The 14,662-nt window shown below is 53.6% G+C and carries 7 protein-coding genes and 1 pseudogene; 4 read left to right on the top strand and 4 right to left on the bottom strand.

The genetic code is table 11. The annotated features are described in order from the left end of the window. Window positions 1-17: 17 nt before the first annotated feature. From AC2FD9_RS00210 to AC2FD9_RS00200, 3 genes are all read right to left on the bottom strand, one after another. Window positions 18-1,358: a sigma-54-dependent transcriptional regulator gene (locus AC2FD9_RS00210; RefSeq protein ID WP_496699830.1), complete on the bottom strand. Its 1,341-nt coding sequence runs from the start codon at window positions 1,356-1,358 to the stop codon at window positions 18-20. Then, window positions 1,355-3,085, bottom strand: a complete 1,731-nt coding sequence (locus AC2FD9_RS00205) for a sensor histidine kinase (protein ID WP_496834794.1) — start codon at window positions 3,083-3,085, stop codon at window positions 1,355-1,357. Before AC2FD9_RS00205 ends, AC2FD9_RS00210 begins: the two co-directional genes overlap by 4 nt. Before the next feature lie 233 nt (window positions 3,086-3,318). Continuing rightward, window positions 3,319-3,975, bottom strand: a complete 657-nt coding sequence (locus AC2FD9_RS00200) for a GNAT family N-acetyltransferase (RefSeq protein WP_496834793.1) — start codon at window positions 3,973-3,975, stop codon at window positions 3,319-3,321. A gap of 59 nt (window positions 3,976-4,034) precedes the next feature. Between AC2FD9_RS00200 and AC2FD9_RS00195 the strand changes: the two genes are divergently transcribed. Further along, a complete protein-coding gene (locus AC2FD9_RS00195) occupies window positions 4,035-4,262 on the top strand; it encodes a hypothetical protein (RefSeq protein ID WP_496699827.1) in 228 nt (75 codons plus the stop codon). 469 nt (window positions 4,263-4,731) lie between these two features. On the opposite strand, the pseudogene AC2FD9_RS00190 reads toward AC2FD9_RS00195, so the two are convergent. Continuing rightward, window positions 4,732-5,365 (bottom strand): annotated as a pseudogene (locus AC2FD9_RS00190) (IS6 family transposase); the annotation flags it as partial. 448 nt (window positions 5,366-5,813) lie between these two features. On the opposite strand from AC2FD9_RS00190, the gene AC2FD9_RS00185 reads away from it, so the two are divergent. From AC2FD9_RS00185 to AC2FD9_RS00175, 3 genes are read left to right on the top strand one after another with little or no spacing between them, the layout of a single operon-like run. Beyond that, a complete protein-coding gene (locus AC2FD9_RS00185; RefSeq protein WP_496834792.1) occupies window positions 5,814-13,220 on the top strand; it encodes a GAF domain-containing protein in 7,407 nt (2,468 codons plus the stop codon). A 3-nt stretch (window positions 13,221-13,223) separates the two neighbouring features. After that, complete coding sequence (locus tag AC2FD9_RS00180) at window positions 13,224-13,565, top strand: Hpt domain-containing protein (protein WP_496834791.1); 342 nt, start codon at window positions 13,224-13,226, stop codon at window positions 13,563-13,565. Continuing rightward, window positions 13,558-14,583, top strand: coding sequence for an adenylate/guanylate cyclase domain-containing protein (locus AC2FD9_RS00175; RefSeq protein WP_496834790.1), 1,026 nt, complete (start codon window positions 13,558-13,560; stop codon window positions 14,581-14,583). Before AC2FD9_RS00180 ends, AC2FD9_RS00175 begins: the two co-directional genes overlap by 8 nt. Window positions 14,584-14,662 lie beyond the last annotated feature (79 nt).

Genomic DNA, 14,662 nt, shown 5'->3' with positions numbered 1-14,662 from the left:
CCGCAGAGTGATTTCTCCTACAACAGCGCCTCTTTATCGAGACCAAGTTTGACGATCTTTTCGTTGAGTGTCCGGCGGCCGATCCCAAGCGCTTCGGCGGCGGCATCCATTCGGCCTTTGTGCGCTTTGATGGCTTTGCCGATGAGCTCGCGCTCAAAAGCAGCAACCGCTTCGCGCAGCGTATCTGGCACTTCGTCGAAGTGCTGATCGCTGTGTATAGCCTGTGCCACCGACCCTCCTCCGCGTCGAGCCGCCAAAACGCACCGTTCGCAGACATGGCGCAATTCACGCACATTGCCGGGCCAATCATGTGCAAGCAGAGCGGCCAAATCGTCCTGATCGAGTTCTGGCGCGTCTATCTCGTAAACCTGCGCGTATTCGCTCAAGAAATGCGTTGCCAACAGAACCAGATCATCCCGTCTTTGTCGTAGTGGATGTAAGGATAAGACAACAGTATTCAATCGAAACAAAAGGTCCTGACGCAGGCGGCCTTCCTCGGCTGCCAGTACAACGTCTTCGTTGGTTGCTGACACGACCCTGAAGCTTACTGGCACCGGCGACACAGCCCCCACCGGCAGCACCTGCTGATCTTCGATGACCCTTAGTAGCTTGGCTTGCGCCGCTGGTGGGCACGAGCAGATTTCGTCCAGAAACAAGGTTCCGCCCGATGCCGCCACAAGCCTTCCGTCGGATTCACCCGCGACGCCGAACATTTCCGCTTCAAACGTATCGGCAGACAATGCGGCGCAATTCAACGCCAGAAACGGTGCCTCCGGCGAGCGACCCAAATCATGTAAAGCATGGGCAACCAGCTCTTTCCCGGTGCCGGTATCCCCCTGCAACAAAACCGCAACCGAAGTATCAGCAAGATCAAGTACATCTTGTCGCAAGTCTGTAATGGCGTCTGTTTGTCCCAGCAGGATGCGGTCAAGGCCTGACAGTTTGAACAGCCGGTCTTTGAGGCGGGCATTGCTTTTTCGCATTCGGTTTTGTTCAGCCGCGTGCCTCAGCACCGTAAGCAATCGCCTTGGTTCATATGGCTTTTCGATAAACCCATACGCCCCGTCCTGTATGGCCTGAACCGCCATCGGGATGTCACCATGTGCCGAAATTAAAACTACTGGAGGCGCCACATGCCTATCCAGGCTGGCCAGCAATTCAAGGCCCGACATGCCGGGCATACGTACATCGGACAAAATGACATCGGCTGATGCTTTGGCCAGATGTTCCGTCACCTGGGTTGCACGCGGCAAGGCGCTGACAGTCCAGCCAGCGGCTTCGAGCAACTCGACAAGAGATTGTCGCATCGATTTGTCATCGTCAACGACCAGAACTTTGAAGGGTTGCTGCTGGGTCATTCGTCCGTTTCTTCAGTAATTGAGGCCGTCGGAAAGGTGACACGGAATACCGATCCGCCGCCCTCACGATTTCGGGCCGTCATTGTGCCATCGTGATCTTTGACAATGCTGGTGGAAATGGCCAGTCCTAAGCCCATGCCTCGCCCGCTCTCTCTTGTGGTTACAAATGGCTCTTGCAACTCAGCCAGCGTTGCCTCGCCCAACCCGTGACCGTTGTCCTGAATTTCCAACACGACCTCATCATCAGAAGCCGTGACAGCGATATGGATTTCAGGCGCATCCGCTTCATCCGTAGCATCTATGGCATTGCGCAAAAGATTAGTGATGACTTGTTCGATCCGCAGTGCACTGCCCCGGATAAAAACCGGACCGGTCGGCGCATCAACTGAGATTTCCACCTTACACTGCTCGATGTTTGGCGCAACCAGAGCCAACGCGGCATTAACTGAAGCGCACAGGTTTACGTCGGCGAAAGCCTCGCTCTCTGAGCGCGCGAAGAACCGCAATTGGCGTGTAATCCCTTCCATCCTGTCAACCAAGCTTCCGATTTTTCGCGATAGCTTGGTTTCAACCGGAGATCCGATCTCTGCCGCAACCAAATGATTGCGCATGGCGGCGATTGGTTGGCCCAGTTCATGTGTTACTGACGCCGAGAGTTGTCCAAGGGCCGCCAGTTTACTTGCACGCTCCAATTCGCCTTGGGTGCGTTTGAGGCGCCGTTCGGCTGACTTGCGGTCTTCGACTTCGATCGCGAGCCGTTCATTCGCTTCGCGCAACATCGATTCCTCTTGTTCAGACCGCGCCAAGGCCGCGCTTACACGTCGTGCACGTTGTACCTGAAAAAAAGTGAATGCGAGCCCTGCCAAAAGGACAAAAAGCGCGGTCACAAGCCAGCTTCGCGCGACGGCCCGATCATCGCTTGCGAAATAGTGAAGCGACCACCCATGCGGTAAGTTTGCTGCTGCAAGATGCAACCGCTTCGTCCCCGCAATTCTGGCCCGATCCCCCGGCAACTCAGCCCAATCCAATGGATCTAAGTCTTGCCCCGGAAATTGTCTTGCGTTTTGAATCCGTTCTTGTTGCTGTTCCGACAATGGCGTCAGCACGCGGTATTGCCAATCAGAGTTAGAGGACAGAAGAACAACACCGTCCTCATTGGCCAACAAAACCTGTTCGCCCGAATTTTTCCAACTGTCCTGAAGGTCCGAGAAGTCGATCTTGATAGCTATGACTCCAGTTGAAGCTCCGTGATCGTCAAGCACCGCGTTGGAAATGAAGTAGCCCGGCAAGCCAGTCGTTGCCCCAATGGCATAGAAGCGGCCTTGTTCACCGGAAATGGCAGTTTGGAAATACGGGCGGAATGCGTAGTTTTGGCCAACAAAGCTCTCAGTGTCGCGGTAGTTCGATGCGGAAATCGTGATCCCGTCCTCGTCCATCAGGTAGATCGCATCCAGTCCCGCCCGCGCCGCAAAATCTTCGAGCCGTCGGTTTAATATTCCCGTGCCGTCACCTTCGGCCGTTCCAATGACATAGGAGTCTTGTGAAAGCACATATGTGAAGTGGGAAAACCGTTCGAGTTCGCTGTTAACCGAACTTTGATAGAGAGAAAGTCGGCCCTGCGCTTTCGAAAGCTCCTCCGAAAGGAAGTATTGGTATGACACCAGATTAAGGCCAATGCTCGCTGCAATGGCCGCTAAAAAGATGACAATAAGCGAAGTTGACCGCATTAATTGCTCATAAACTGCGTCAGCATAGGATCACAGCATTTTTTGGCCGTCCATCCCGGGAATTCTAATCCTAAGTGTGAGTTTTCAGGCCTAATAAGGCTGTCAGGGTCTTTATGGCAAGTTAAGTTAACGTTCCGGGCCACAGCCAACATCCAGTAGCCAACCGAATTGCTGCGGTCGCAGCCCTCTTTGCCGCCATTCGTTGCAGCGGCGAGATAGGAAGCCTGTCAAACTCACAGATCGCAGACAATGCAGCCGTTTGATCTCTCTCTATTGGGCGGCTCGAAACATCGGAAACAGGGGTGGGGGGCTTGGTCGGCTTTTATTAGACCCATCTCTTGGAAACCATAGCGCCTATACAGCGATAGATTTGTAGGGTTTGTCGACTCCAAGTAAGCAGGTCTTCCATCTTCGTCACAACGTTTAAGGCAGCATTCAAGCAACGCGGACCCCAACCCTTTTCCTTGGCGAATTGGATCGACCGCAATAAAAGCTAAATGCCAGCAGTCTTCATCGGGATGATAATTGTCCATCTGCCCGAAGGTTTCGAACAACGCATCATGCTTTTCTGGTGAGACCGTCTGCTCAAAACAGGCGACAAGCCGTTCTTCGTCAGGGTGAATGCTTGGCGGAAGCCAAAGTGCGCCAGCAGTGAAATCATCGTTTTGAAACGCGCTACCCTTTTCAAATGCACGCCCGCCAAAGAAGTCCATTACTCGCGGGAAGTGGGTAAGGAAATCGGCAGGTTCAGGATACAGCCAACGCATGAATGGGTCGGCAGAAAATCCAAGAGCAAGTCCGCTTAACAAACTTTCTGCTTCACGACGGGTTGATGATCTAAACATGAAATTACCTTTGGTCGTTCCACCTCGATTTTCACGTTTCAGCATGTGGGTCGCAAATACATGTTGTCAAATGAGCAATTTTTGTCCTGCTCAAGCACCGATGGATGACTGAACTGGCCCAGGCGTTTGTGGGCGGTACAACATTCGGAGGTCAGGCGCATTTCACTTGGATGAATACCGGCCCATTCTGGCCGTTGACGTTGACGTCATACGCCGCAGTGAAACTTCTACAAACCGGCCATTCGCTGTACTGGCAAAGCATTGCGCTGGCTGAACTCTCACACTCCGGGACTTTGCGGACCAATAGCCTGCGTTACATCCTTTGCGACTAACATGGTCGTAAACTGAACTACGACCAAATTCAGAAGGCCACGATCGTGCAACGCAAAAAGCTGGGCCTCGACGCTTACAGCCTTCACGGCTTGCGATATAGCGCAGCAAGCGAACTGGCAGAGGCGGGATGAACTGACCACCAAATTTCGGCCATCACAGGTCACAAAAGGCTGGCCATGGTCCAAAAATACTCGAAGAGTGCCAGTCAAAAGCGACTCGCGAAGCAGGCCCGGTTAAGCGGGACCAGAACAAGAACTGAACATGAACGTGAGAAACTTTCTGGGAAACCGCAAAATCGACGGTTTCTAGCGTGGTCAAAGGGTGGTCGGATTTGCCATATATTTATGGCGGTGCTGTTAGACAAATTCGAACCAGTCTCAGCTAGTCCAGCATAGCTGACCTTTATTTGGCACAAAGATCGCGCCACTCGGAAAGAGCGCCGGAGCGTGTCAGTTTGAAAGTGTCTCAGCTAGTTAGAGATCTCTCCTGGTTGAATTGGTTGTAGACAGAGGAATGGACGGAGGCGAATTTCTGCAAACTTCGCATGCGCCTGAAACGTTGAATGGCGCATTCTCTTCGTCGGAATGGCAGGTGGGAGATCTCAACGCGGTCGTTGAGCCACCTGCTCGTCTGCTGTCTTTCGGTTGCACCAAGCTCTCTGAGAGCGGCCCGATACGATGCGAAGCGATCCGTGACGACGTTTTCCGCTTTACCGTGTCGCTTCATAAATTTCTTGAGGAATTTCAATGCCGCATGCTTGTTTCGACGTTTGGTGACAATCGCTTCCAGTACCTCGCCTTCGTGATCAACAGCCCGCCAAAGACAATGCCGCTTGCCATTCACCTTCACAAAAACCTCTTCCACGTGCCACTTCTATTGGGAGAACGCGCGCAGTTGCTAGACACGCTTCCGTCTGATCTCAGCAGCAAACATCGGGCCAATCCTGTTTCACAAATAGCGGATGGTTTCGTTGCTCACCTCAATACCACGCTCATGCAATAGGTCTTCCACGTCTCTAAAGTGGGAAATGAACGTACAGCATGACCGCCAGACGAATGACCTCTGGACTGGTTTTGAAGTACTTGAATAGCGATTGCTTAATCTTGCGCGAAGGCTACGAGGGCACCCTGCCCGCTTCAACACAAGTTCTGCTGACTAAACCTTCGGTGGAGCACCTCAGAGGTCGAACATCCTGAGGATTTCGAAGCGCGTATGGAGGCCCTGAGCAGTAAGGCCTATAAGGCCCTTCAGCGCCTTGACACTATACTGTTGATTCATCGCGCTGACCTGCTGGATGATCCGAGCTTAGTGGGCCGTGCTCGCATGTGCATGAATGCAAAGGGCATCATCCGTAAAGAATTCCAGTGACTTCTATTACATGCTCTCTAAACTCCGGGCAGTTGTTAGTCAGAATTGACGTGGGAGTTTGGGCGCAGTTGGGCGACAAAAAGGCATCAGGGACCCCTATAAGTCCTGCGCCATCATCTGCGCCAAGTTCGGAGTTAAGCGCAGCTGATCAACAGGCGCGGTTTGAAGCCACCGCTCGCGTGATGCAGGCGATCTCTGTGACCAAGGACGACGTACAGCCGGTTTGCGATCTGATTGTCGCGCTTGCCAAAGACCTTTGCGACGCTGTTTTTGCTGGCTTGGTTCTTGGACAGGAAGGCGACGCTCTTCAGCGGCTCGTGGCCAGTGTTAACCTGCACCCTGACATTCAGCAGCTCTGGCGCGACGGTAAATACACGATGGAGCCGGGCAATTCTCTGGTGACTGAAACAATCCTCAGCGGCGAGACCAAACGCGTTGTGGATATGGGAGACACTGATTTCCACAAATCCGGCGATGAACGGTTCAAGTTGATTGTCGACAAGCATGGGTGCCGCAGCAATCTGTTTGTTCCTCTAAAGGTGGACGGCGGTGCAATCGGATGCTTGATGTTGGCGCGAGACGAGGTGCGGCCCTATACCGACGATCAGGTTAAGCTCGTCGAAACCTTTGCCGCCCAAGCGGTAATCGCCATTGAGAACGTTCGCCAATTCCGCGAATTGCAAATCCGCCTGGCACGCGAAGGCGCCTCGCGTGAAGTTCTTGAGACAATTAGCCAATCACGAGAAGATGAGACGCCGGTGTTCCAGACGATCCTGGAAAACACCGCTCGGCTTTGCGAAACAGATGTCGCCACATTGAGCCTTTTGAATGAGGCTGGAACCCACCTTGAATATGCGGCCCATTTTGGTGATCAGTTGGCGACCTACGAGGTTGGCGTAGATCGTTGGTCACTGGACTCACATCTCCAGATTGCGGAGTCCGTGCGCGAGGCGCGCGTTATTCACAATGTCGATTTGCGCCTGACTGACCAGTATATCAAAGGCGACCCATGGCGCCGTCAACTTGTAGACGAAGAAGGTGTCCGGTCATTTCTGACGGTCCCGCTAATGTCGGCAGATGGCACGCCCGTGGGCGTAATCGGGATTTACCGACGCGAGGTTCGGGCCTTTACGGACGACGAGATTTCTCTGGTAGAGGGCTTTGCCGCCCAAGCCGTGATCGCCTTGGACAACACGCGACAATTGAATGAGCTGCACACGCAGTTGGAGCGTCAGACGGCAACGCAGGAAATTTTAACGGTCATTAGCCAAAGCCGTGACGACGATGCGCGCGTCTTTGATTCAGTGCTTCAGCAGGCAACCAAGGTGTGTGGCGCAGATCAGGCAGTACTTATTCTGATCAACGATGCCGGGACCCACGGGCGGTTGGCGGCGAATTGGGGGCATCAGAGAACCGAATTTGATGTCGGAGACGAGTGGCAGTTGGACGAATCGATTCCCATAGCCACTGCGATACGAACAGGTAAGGTTGGTCGCATCGATGATTTGACCGACACGGATTTTTATCGCTCGGGCCATCCTACAGCCGCCATGATGGTTGAGATCGAAGGCATTCGGTCACGCGTTACAGTCCCCCTGATGCAAGAAGATCAGGCCATCGGAGCCATCGCGGTCAGCCGCCGTGAGGTGCGGCCATTTGCTGACACTGACGTGCAGTTGATTGAAGAGTTCGCCAAACATGCAGTCATTGCCATCGAAAACACGCGCCAGTTTCGTGAAGTTCAGGAACGACTTGAACGGGAAGAAGCGTCGCGCGAAATCCTAGAAGTCATCAGCCGCAGTCGCGATGACGATAGCCCTGTCTTCAATAGCATACTCGAAAATGCCAGCCGTTTGTGCAAAGCGCCGCTGGCCTTTCTGTGTGTCGCCGATCACGAACGTGGCCTTGCAACAATTCCGGCCAATATCGGAGCGCGAACGGATTTTGATGAGGCCCTGAAGGGGTTCGTGGAGCCCTTGACCCGTACGGAACTGGTTGCAATCCGCCCTATGATCGATGGCCAGATCATCCGGCAAGACGATATTGCAGATGATCCGCTTTATTATCAGGATCGCGATCCAAAACGGGTTCAGATGGTTGAGATTGAAGGGGCTCGCTCGGTCCTTGCGGTGCCGTTGATGAAAGACGACACGGGTCTTGGGGTGATCGTTCTCTATCGCCGCGAAGCTTCGCCATTTTCGGATGATGACGTCGCTCTGGTCCAAACATTTGCGGCCCAAGCCGTCATCGCAATGGATAACGTACGCCAGTTCCGAGAGGTGCAAGACCGTACGGCGGAAGTCACGCAAGCCTTGGAGTATCAGACTTCAACATCCGAAGTGCTGCGTGTGATCTCAGCGTCTCCCAATCAACTGTCGCCCGTTCTGGACGCCATTCTTAAAGAAGCGTCGCGCATCTGCGAATTGCAGGATGCCTATGTCGCAATGCTGAACCCGGACGATGGGCTTTTTCATGTGCACTCGACGCTCACACAGGATACGGCCTTTGCAGAATACGTCAAAGCTCACCCGATTTCGCCAACGGAGAACGGTGTAAGTGGGCGTGCGATCTTGTCGAAACGCACAAGCTATGTCGAAGATGTCGAAGCGGATGACACCTACACCTGGTTGGAAGAAAGCGGCGTGGGTGATTACAAATCATTGCTTGGGCTTCCGCTGGTTAAAAACGGTGAAGTCGTAGGCGTTATCTCTCTTGGGGCGTCAGTGGTCTTGGGTTTTTCCGCCAAGCAGATCAAGTTGTTGGAAACTTTCGCTGATCAGGCCGTTATCGCGATTACCAACGCAAACCTTTTCCACGAGTTGGAGGAGCGGACAGAAGAAGTCACGCAGGCGCTGGAGTATCAAACCGCCACGTCGGACGTGTTGTCTGTGATCTCGCGATCTCCGAATGAGCTGGAGCCGGTGCTGCAGGAGATACTGAGAGTCGCCAGCCGAATTTGCGAGCCAAAATATGCGGCAATCTCGATTCTGAATCCGCAAGACAACCTTTACCATACTGACATCATGCTCGACTTTGACAGTGATTTCATGAAGTTCATGAAGGCACACCCAGTGGCGGCAGGTCATGGGAGCGGTATTGGCCAAACAGCTGCACGAGGAGAAACAGTCTACTACGAGGACACTGAAGCTGACGAATACGCCTGGAAGGAAGCGGCGCGTATTGGCAAGTATCGCTCGCTTCTGGGTGTCCCATTGGTCAAGGATAAGGTTGTAGTCGGTGTGATCGTGCTCTGCCACGACAAAGTTGCACCATTCAATTCAAAACAGATCGCGCTCTTGGAAACGTTCGCCTCCCAAGCGTTGATTGCTATCAATAACACACGGCTCTTCGAGGAAGTACGAGCGCGCACGACCGAGGTTGAAGACGCATTGGTGCGCGAACGTTCCGGTGCTGAAATCTTGCACCTGATCAACGAAGCTTCTTCCGACATCCAGCCTGTGTTTGACCTTGTCGTGCAAAAATCCGCTGAGCTTTGTGGAGCGCAGTTCTGCGTCCTCGAGCGCTTTGACGGCAACCTCTATCATTTCTGCGCACAATACGGGTTTCCGCAGGCTACTTTGAAGGCACTGACTTCGGATTATCCCTTGGTACCTTCCAAGGGTCATCTGGCTCCATTGGTCGTGGAAAGCGGCGAAGTCCAGCATCTAGCAGATGCGCGGGGGCCCGAGTATTTCAGTCCAGAGCTTGCCCGAAAGGCTGGGTATCGGCGCTTGATGGCCGTACCGATCCGGGCAGAGGCGCGGATTTGGGGCGTTATAATTGTCGGTTGGGCAGAGGCCGGACCGCCGCAACAAAACAGCGTCGAACTCGTTCAGGGTTTTGCAAATCAAGCCAGCATCGCCATCGAGAACGCACGGCTGTTCCGGGAAACTCAGGAACGTACTGCTGAAGTCGAGGAGGCGCTGAAGTATCAGACGGCGACGTCTGAAGTGCTCGACGTCATCTCGCGCTCACCGAACGATCTTCCTCCGGTTTTGGACGCCATTCTGGAGGTCTCGTCGCGTATCTGTTCACCGGAATACGCGTTCTTTGCAATGAAGGATGCTGACGATGGCCTATACCGCGTGGCCATGTCTCACAATGTCAGTGATGCTTTTCTCAAATTCCTGTCCGACAACCCTATCGCGCCCGAGGAAGGTTCTTGCATCGGGCGCACGGCTCTGCAAGGCAAGACGGTCTATATAAAAGACACCCGTAGGGATCCGACTTACACATGGAAAAAAGCGGCTGAGATCGGGGACTACCTTACCACTCTTGGTGTCCCCTTGGTCAGCAATGGCGTAACCGTTGGCGTTATTGTTATGGCGCATCGGCAGGCAGCTGCGTTTAGCGACAAACAAGTCAGCCTACTCGAAACCTTCGCGTCCCAGGCCGTGATCGCCATCAACAATACGCGACTGTTCAAAGAAGTGCAGGCCCGCACTGCAGAAGTTGAAGAGGCACTGGGGTATCAGAAGGCGACATCCGAAGTGCTCGAGGTGATTTCCCGTTCCCCTGACGCTTTAGAGCCGGTTTTGGAAGCGTTGGTAGCGGTTTCGTCGCGCATCTGCCGCCTACAGGATGCTTTTGTGGCGCTAAAGAAACCCGAGGACGGAAAATTCCATTTCTTTGCCGGGCACAATCTCACAGAGAATTTTGCCAAATTCCTCGAGTCGCATCCATTTGAGCCAGGGGAAACGTCGGCGACCGCCCGGGCGCTTTTATATGGGCGCGCCGACTACGTTGAGGATACTCAAGCGGACCCTAACTATGATCCGGTCCTTAGGTCCAACTTGCAAGGATACAGGTCGGTTCTCTCTGTACCTTTGATACGCGACGGTGACACGATTGGTGTCATCAGTATGGGCAGCCGAAATAAAGCCGCCTTTGAGGACAAGCAAATCAAGCAGATGGAGACTTTTGCCTCGCAGGCGATCATAGCGATTCAAAACTCTAAATTGTTCAACGATACGCAAGTCGCACTCTCTCGCCAAACGGCAAGTGCGGATGTTCTCAGAGTGATCTCGGAATCCCCGACAGATACCAAACCGGTTTTTGAGAAGATTGTCGGACTGGCTACAGCTCTCATCGATTGCGACTTGTCGATTGCCATGCAGGCTAACAAAACTGAATACTGGCAAGTGGCGGCCGCAACTCCGGATGGTTTAGAGGAAATCACTTGGACTGAGCGCCTGCCAATTGATCCCGACGACAACCTGCCATCCCGCGTCATCCAGAGCGGCAAGACGCTGCAATTGGATGAATCGCGCTTTGATGAACTATCTCCGCGGGACACGGAAATCGTAGAGCGACAAGGATTCAAGTCGTTCTTGATGGTACCCTTGATGCGAGGGAAAGACTGTTTCGGCACTCTCGTCTTTATTCGGAAAACGTCGAAGGCTTTCAGTGATGACGAAGTAGCCATTGCCGAATCTTTCGCGGATCAGGCTATCATCGCGCTGGAAAACGTGCGTCTGTTCAATGAAACTCAGGCTTCCTTAGCGCGACAGACTGCCAGTGCTGATGTACTGCGGGTGATCAGCCAATCGCCTTCAGATACCACACCTGTTTTTGAGGCGATTGTAAATTCCGCGACACGGCTTGTTTCATGCGACATGGCAGGCGCCGCTTTGTCAGATGACAGTTTCTGGTGGCAAGTGGCTTTGGCGACGCCAAAAGGCCTATTACGTGATTTCGGACGAACCCGACACCCGTTGGACCCGAAGGATAATTTTCTGTCGTCCGTGTTACTGTCCGGGAAAACCATGCATGTACACGATTTGACGTCGCAGGGCTTACCGCGCTTGGCAAAGAAGCTTCACGAAGAAAACGGATTTGAAGCTTTTCTTGGCATACCGTTAATGCGCGGAGACAAGTGTTTGGGCGGGCTCTATTTCATCAGGAAATCAAAAATACCGTTTTCGGACGACGATATTGCTATGGCTGAGTCTTTTGCGGATCAGTCTGTTATTGCGATTGAGAACGTGCGCCTTTTCCGCGAGGCCGAAAAGGCCCGTGAGGTGGCCGAGTCTGCTAACGAAGCGAAGAGCGCGTTCCTCGCCACCATGTCCCACGAAATCCGTACACCGATGAATGCCGTTATCGGGATGAGTGGGCTCCTGATGGATACCAAGTTAGATGCCGAACAAAGCGATTATGCCAACACGATCCGCGACAGTGGCGACGCGCTGCTTGGCATCATCAACGAAATTCTCGATTTTTCGAAAATCGAAGCCGGGCAGATGGACATCGAGAACCATCCGTTTGACCTGCGTGAAAGTATCGAAAGCGCGCTAGATCTGATCAGCGGCAAGGCCGCCGAAAAGAAGCTTGATCTGGCCTATGAATTTGACGACGCTCTGCCCCTTGCGATCAGTGCCGACCTGACCCGGTTGCGGCAGATCCTGCTGAACCTTCTTTCCAACGCCGTGAAGTTTACCGAAAGCGGGGAAGTGGTTTTATCTGTTGAACAAACCACCAAGAAACGCGGATCGCTTGAGCTAACTTTCACAGTCCGCGACACTGGTATTGGCCTGAGCGAAAAAGGTATGAGCCGTCTGTTCCAGTCCTTCAGTCAGGCAGACAGCTCAACAACCCGCAAATATGGCGGCACCGGACTCGGCCTGGCAATTTCCAAGCGTCTTGCGGAACTCATGGGCGGCACCATGTGGGCACGAAGTGACGGTGAAGGGCATGGTTCGACCTTTATGTTTACGATCCGGGCCAAACCCTCCAAACCGGTCAAATCATCGTCGCGCGATCTGGTGGGCGTTCAGTCCGAGCTTGAAGGCAAACGCATCCTTATGGTGGATGACAACGCCACCAACCGTAAAATCTTGTCGCTCCAGACCGAGAAATGGGGCACTAAAACCACTACCTGCGAAACCCCGTCCGATGCGCTGGCCACACTCGAGAAGGCTCAAAAGTTCGATCTGGCAATTCTCGACATGCACATGCCAGAAATGGATGGTGAGGAACTTGCCCGGAAAATTCGGGCCAAGCATCCGGACTTGCCGCTGATCCTCTTTAGTTCTCTTGGTCCGCGCGACATCGACCTCGAAGACGGCCTCTTTGCTGCCAACCTCACCAAGCCGCTGCGTCAGTCGCATCTCTTCGACACTCTGGTCACGTTGTTTTCAAACGAAGATACTCCCGTGAAACCGACCAAGCCCGCAGACAAACCCCAGACTGATCCATTGATGGCCAAACGGCACCCTCTGCGTATTCTGCTGGCTGAGGATAATTTGGTGAACCAGAAACTTGCGCTTCGCTTGCTTGAACAGATGGGCTATCGAGCTGATCTGGCCAGCAACGGCGCTGAGGCGGTCGAAAGCGTGAACCGGCAAACATACGATGTTGTATTAATGGATGTGCAGATGCCCGAAATGGACGGGCTTGAAGCCTCACGCTGCATAAACAAAGATTTTCCCGGAGAAGACCGACCGCGTATAGTCGCCATGACCGCTAACGCAATGCAAGGCGACCGCGAGATGTGTTTAGATGCCGGGATGGACGACTACATCGCCAAACCGATCCGCCTGCCTATTCTCATCGAAGCCCTTTTGAATGTTCCCAGGAAAAGCAAGTAATCCATGACAAACGGTCCAATTGATCTTGATATCTTCGCTGAACTCAAGGACGCGACTGGCGACGAATTCGCCGCCGAGCTTGTAAACACCTTTCTCGACGAAGCCCCCGGCATGATTGCCGAATTGAAAGCGGCTGCCGACGCGTCCGACCCCGATGGATATCGCCGCGCGGCTCATTCCATTAAATCGAATGCAAACACCTTTGGTGCGACTACGCTGGCCGAGTTGGCAAGAAAAATCGAGCTCGGGGACATGCCCGCGACTGGCGACCTTACAGATGCGAAAGCCCTGGAGGCCGTTTTCGCCAAAGCTGCTGTGGCCCTGCGGACCCTGAACAATGACTGATGCACCCGGCCATCTCCTCATCGTTGATGACAACAAAGTCAATCGGCTACTCCTGTCTCGCAACGTTGAACTGTTGGGGCACAAAGCCTCTGTCGCGGAGAACGGCCTCGTCGCGATGGAGATGTTGTCGAGTCAGTCTTATGACCTGCTTCTACTCGATATCGAAATGCCGGAAATGGACGGATTTCAGGTTCTGGAGGCAATCAATGCGGACCCCGACCTGCGCGAATTGCCGGTGATTGTGACCTCCTCGGTCGAAGGGCTCGACAATATTGTGCGCTGCATCGAGTTAGGCGCAGAAGACTACCTGCCCAAGCCGGTGAACAAGACGCTTCTCAGCGCCCGCGTCTCCAGCGGTCTTGAAAAGAAGCGACTGCGGGACGAACAAAGACGCCTTCTCGAACGCTTCGCAACCACCGAGGTTGCGCAAGACCTACAAGAGTCTGGGTTTGCCATCGGTGGCAAACGTGCAAACGCATCGGTTCTTTTTTGCGACATTCGCGGTTTCACAGCACTTTCAGAAAGCCTAGCGCCCGAGGCAACAATTGATCTACTCAACACCTTTTACACGTTGATGTTCGAGGCGGTGACCAGCAATGGCGGCATTGTCAGCCTGATGCTGGGTGACGGGTTGATGGCTCTCTTCGGTGTTCCACAACCTCTGAACAACACTGCGCAAAGTGCTGTAGCTGCGGGGCATGAAATGCAGAGCATGATAGAGATGCTGAATCACGACCGGCTCGCGGATGGAGAACGGAGTCTAAGGATCGGGATCGGTATCGCCACAGGCGAAGTCGTCGCGGGCTATGCCGGCACTGACAACCGGGCGACCTATACCTGTATCGGATCCTCGGTAAATCTCGCAGCCCGATTGGAAGCGGAAACCCAGAACACCGGAAGCCGGATTTTGGTCGATCAAGAGACCCTGGATCTGCTCGACGGAGTTGATATTCAGGAGACATTTGGCGGGACCCAGATCAAGGGCTTCTCCGATCCATTCGACATTCACGCTTTGTGATCTTCCGACACGAGTATCGTTTCTCAGATATCATTTCCTGAAAGATCGTTTACTATTAACCTCCCCGCCGTCGCAGCCA

The organism is Ruegeria sp. YTSC230, from assembly GCF_059609665.1.
This window is presented reverse-complemented; position numbering and strand designations above follow the sequence as displayed.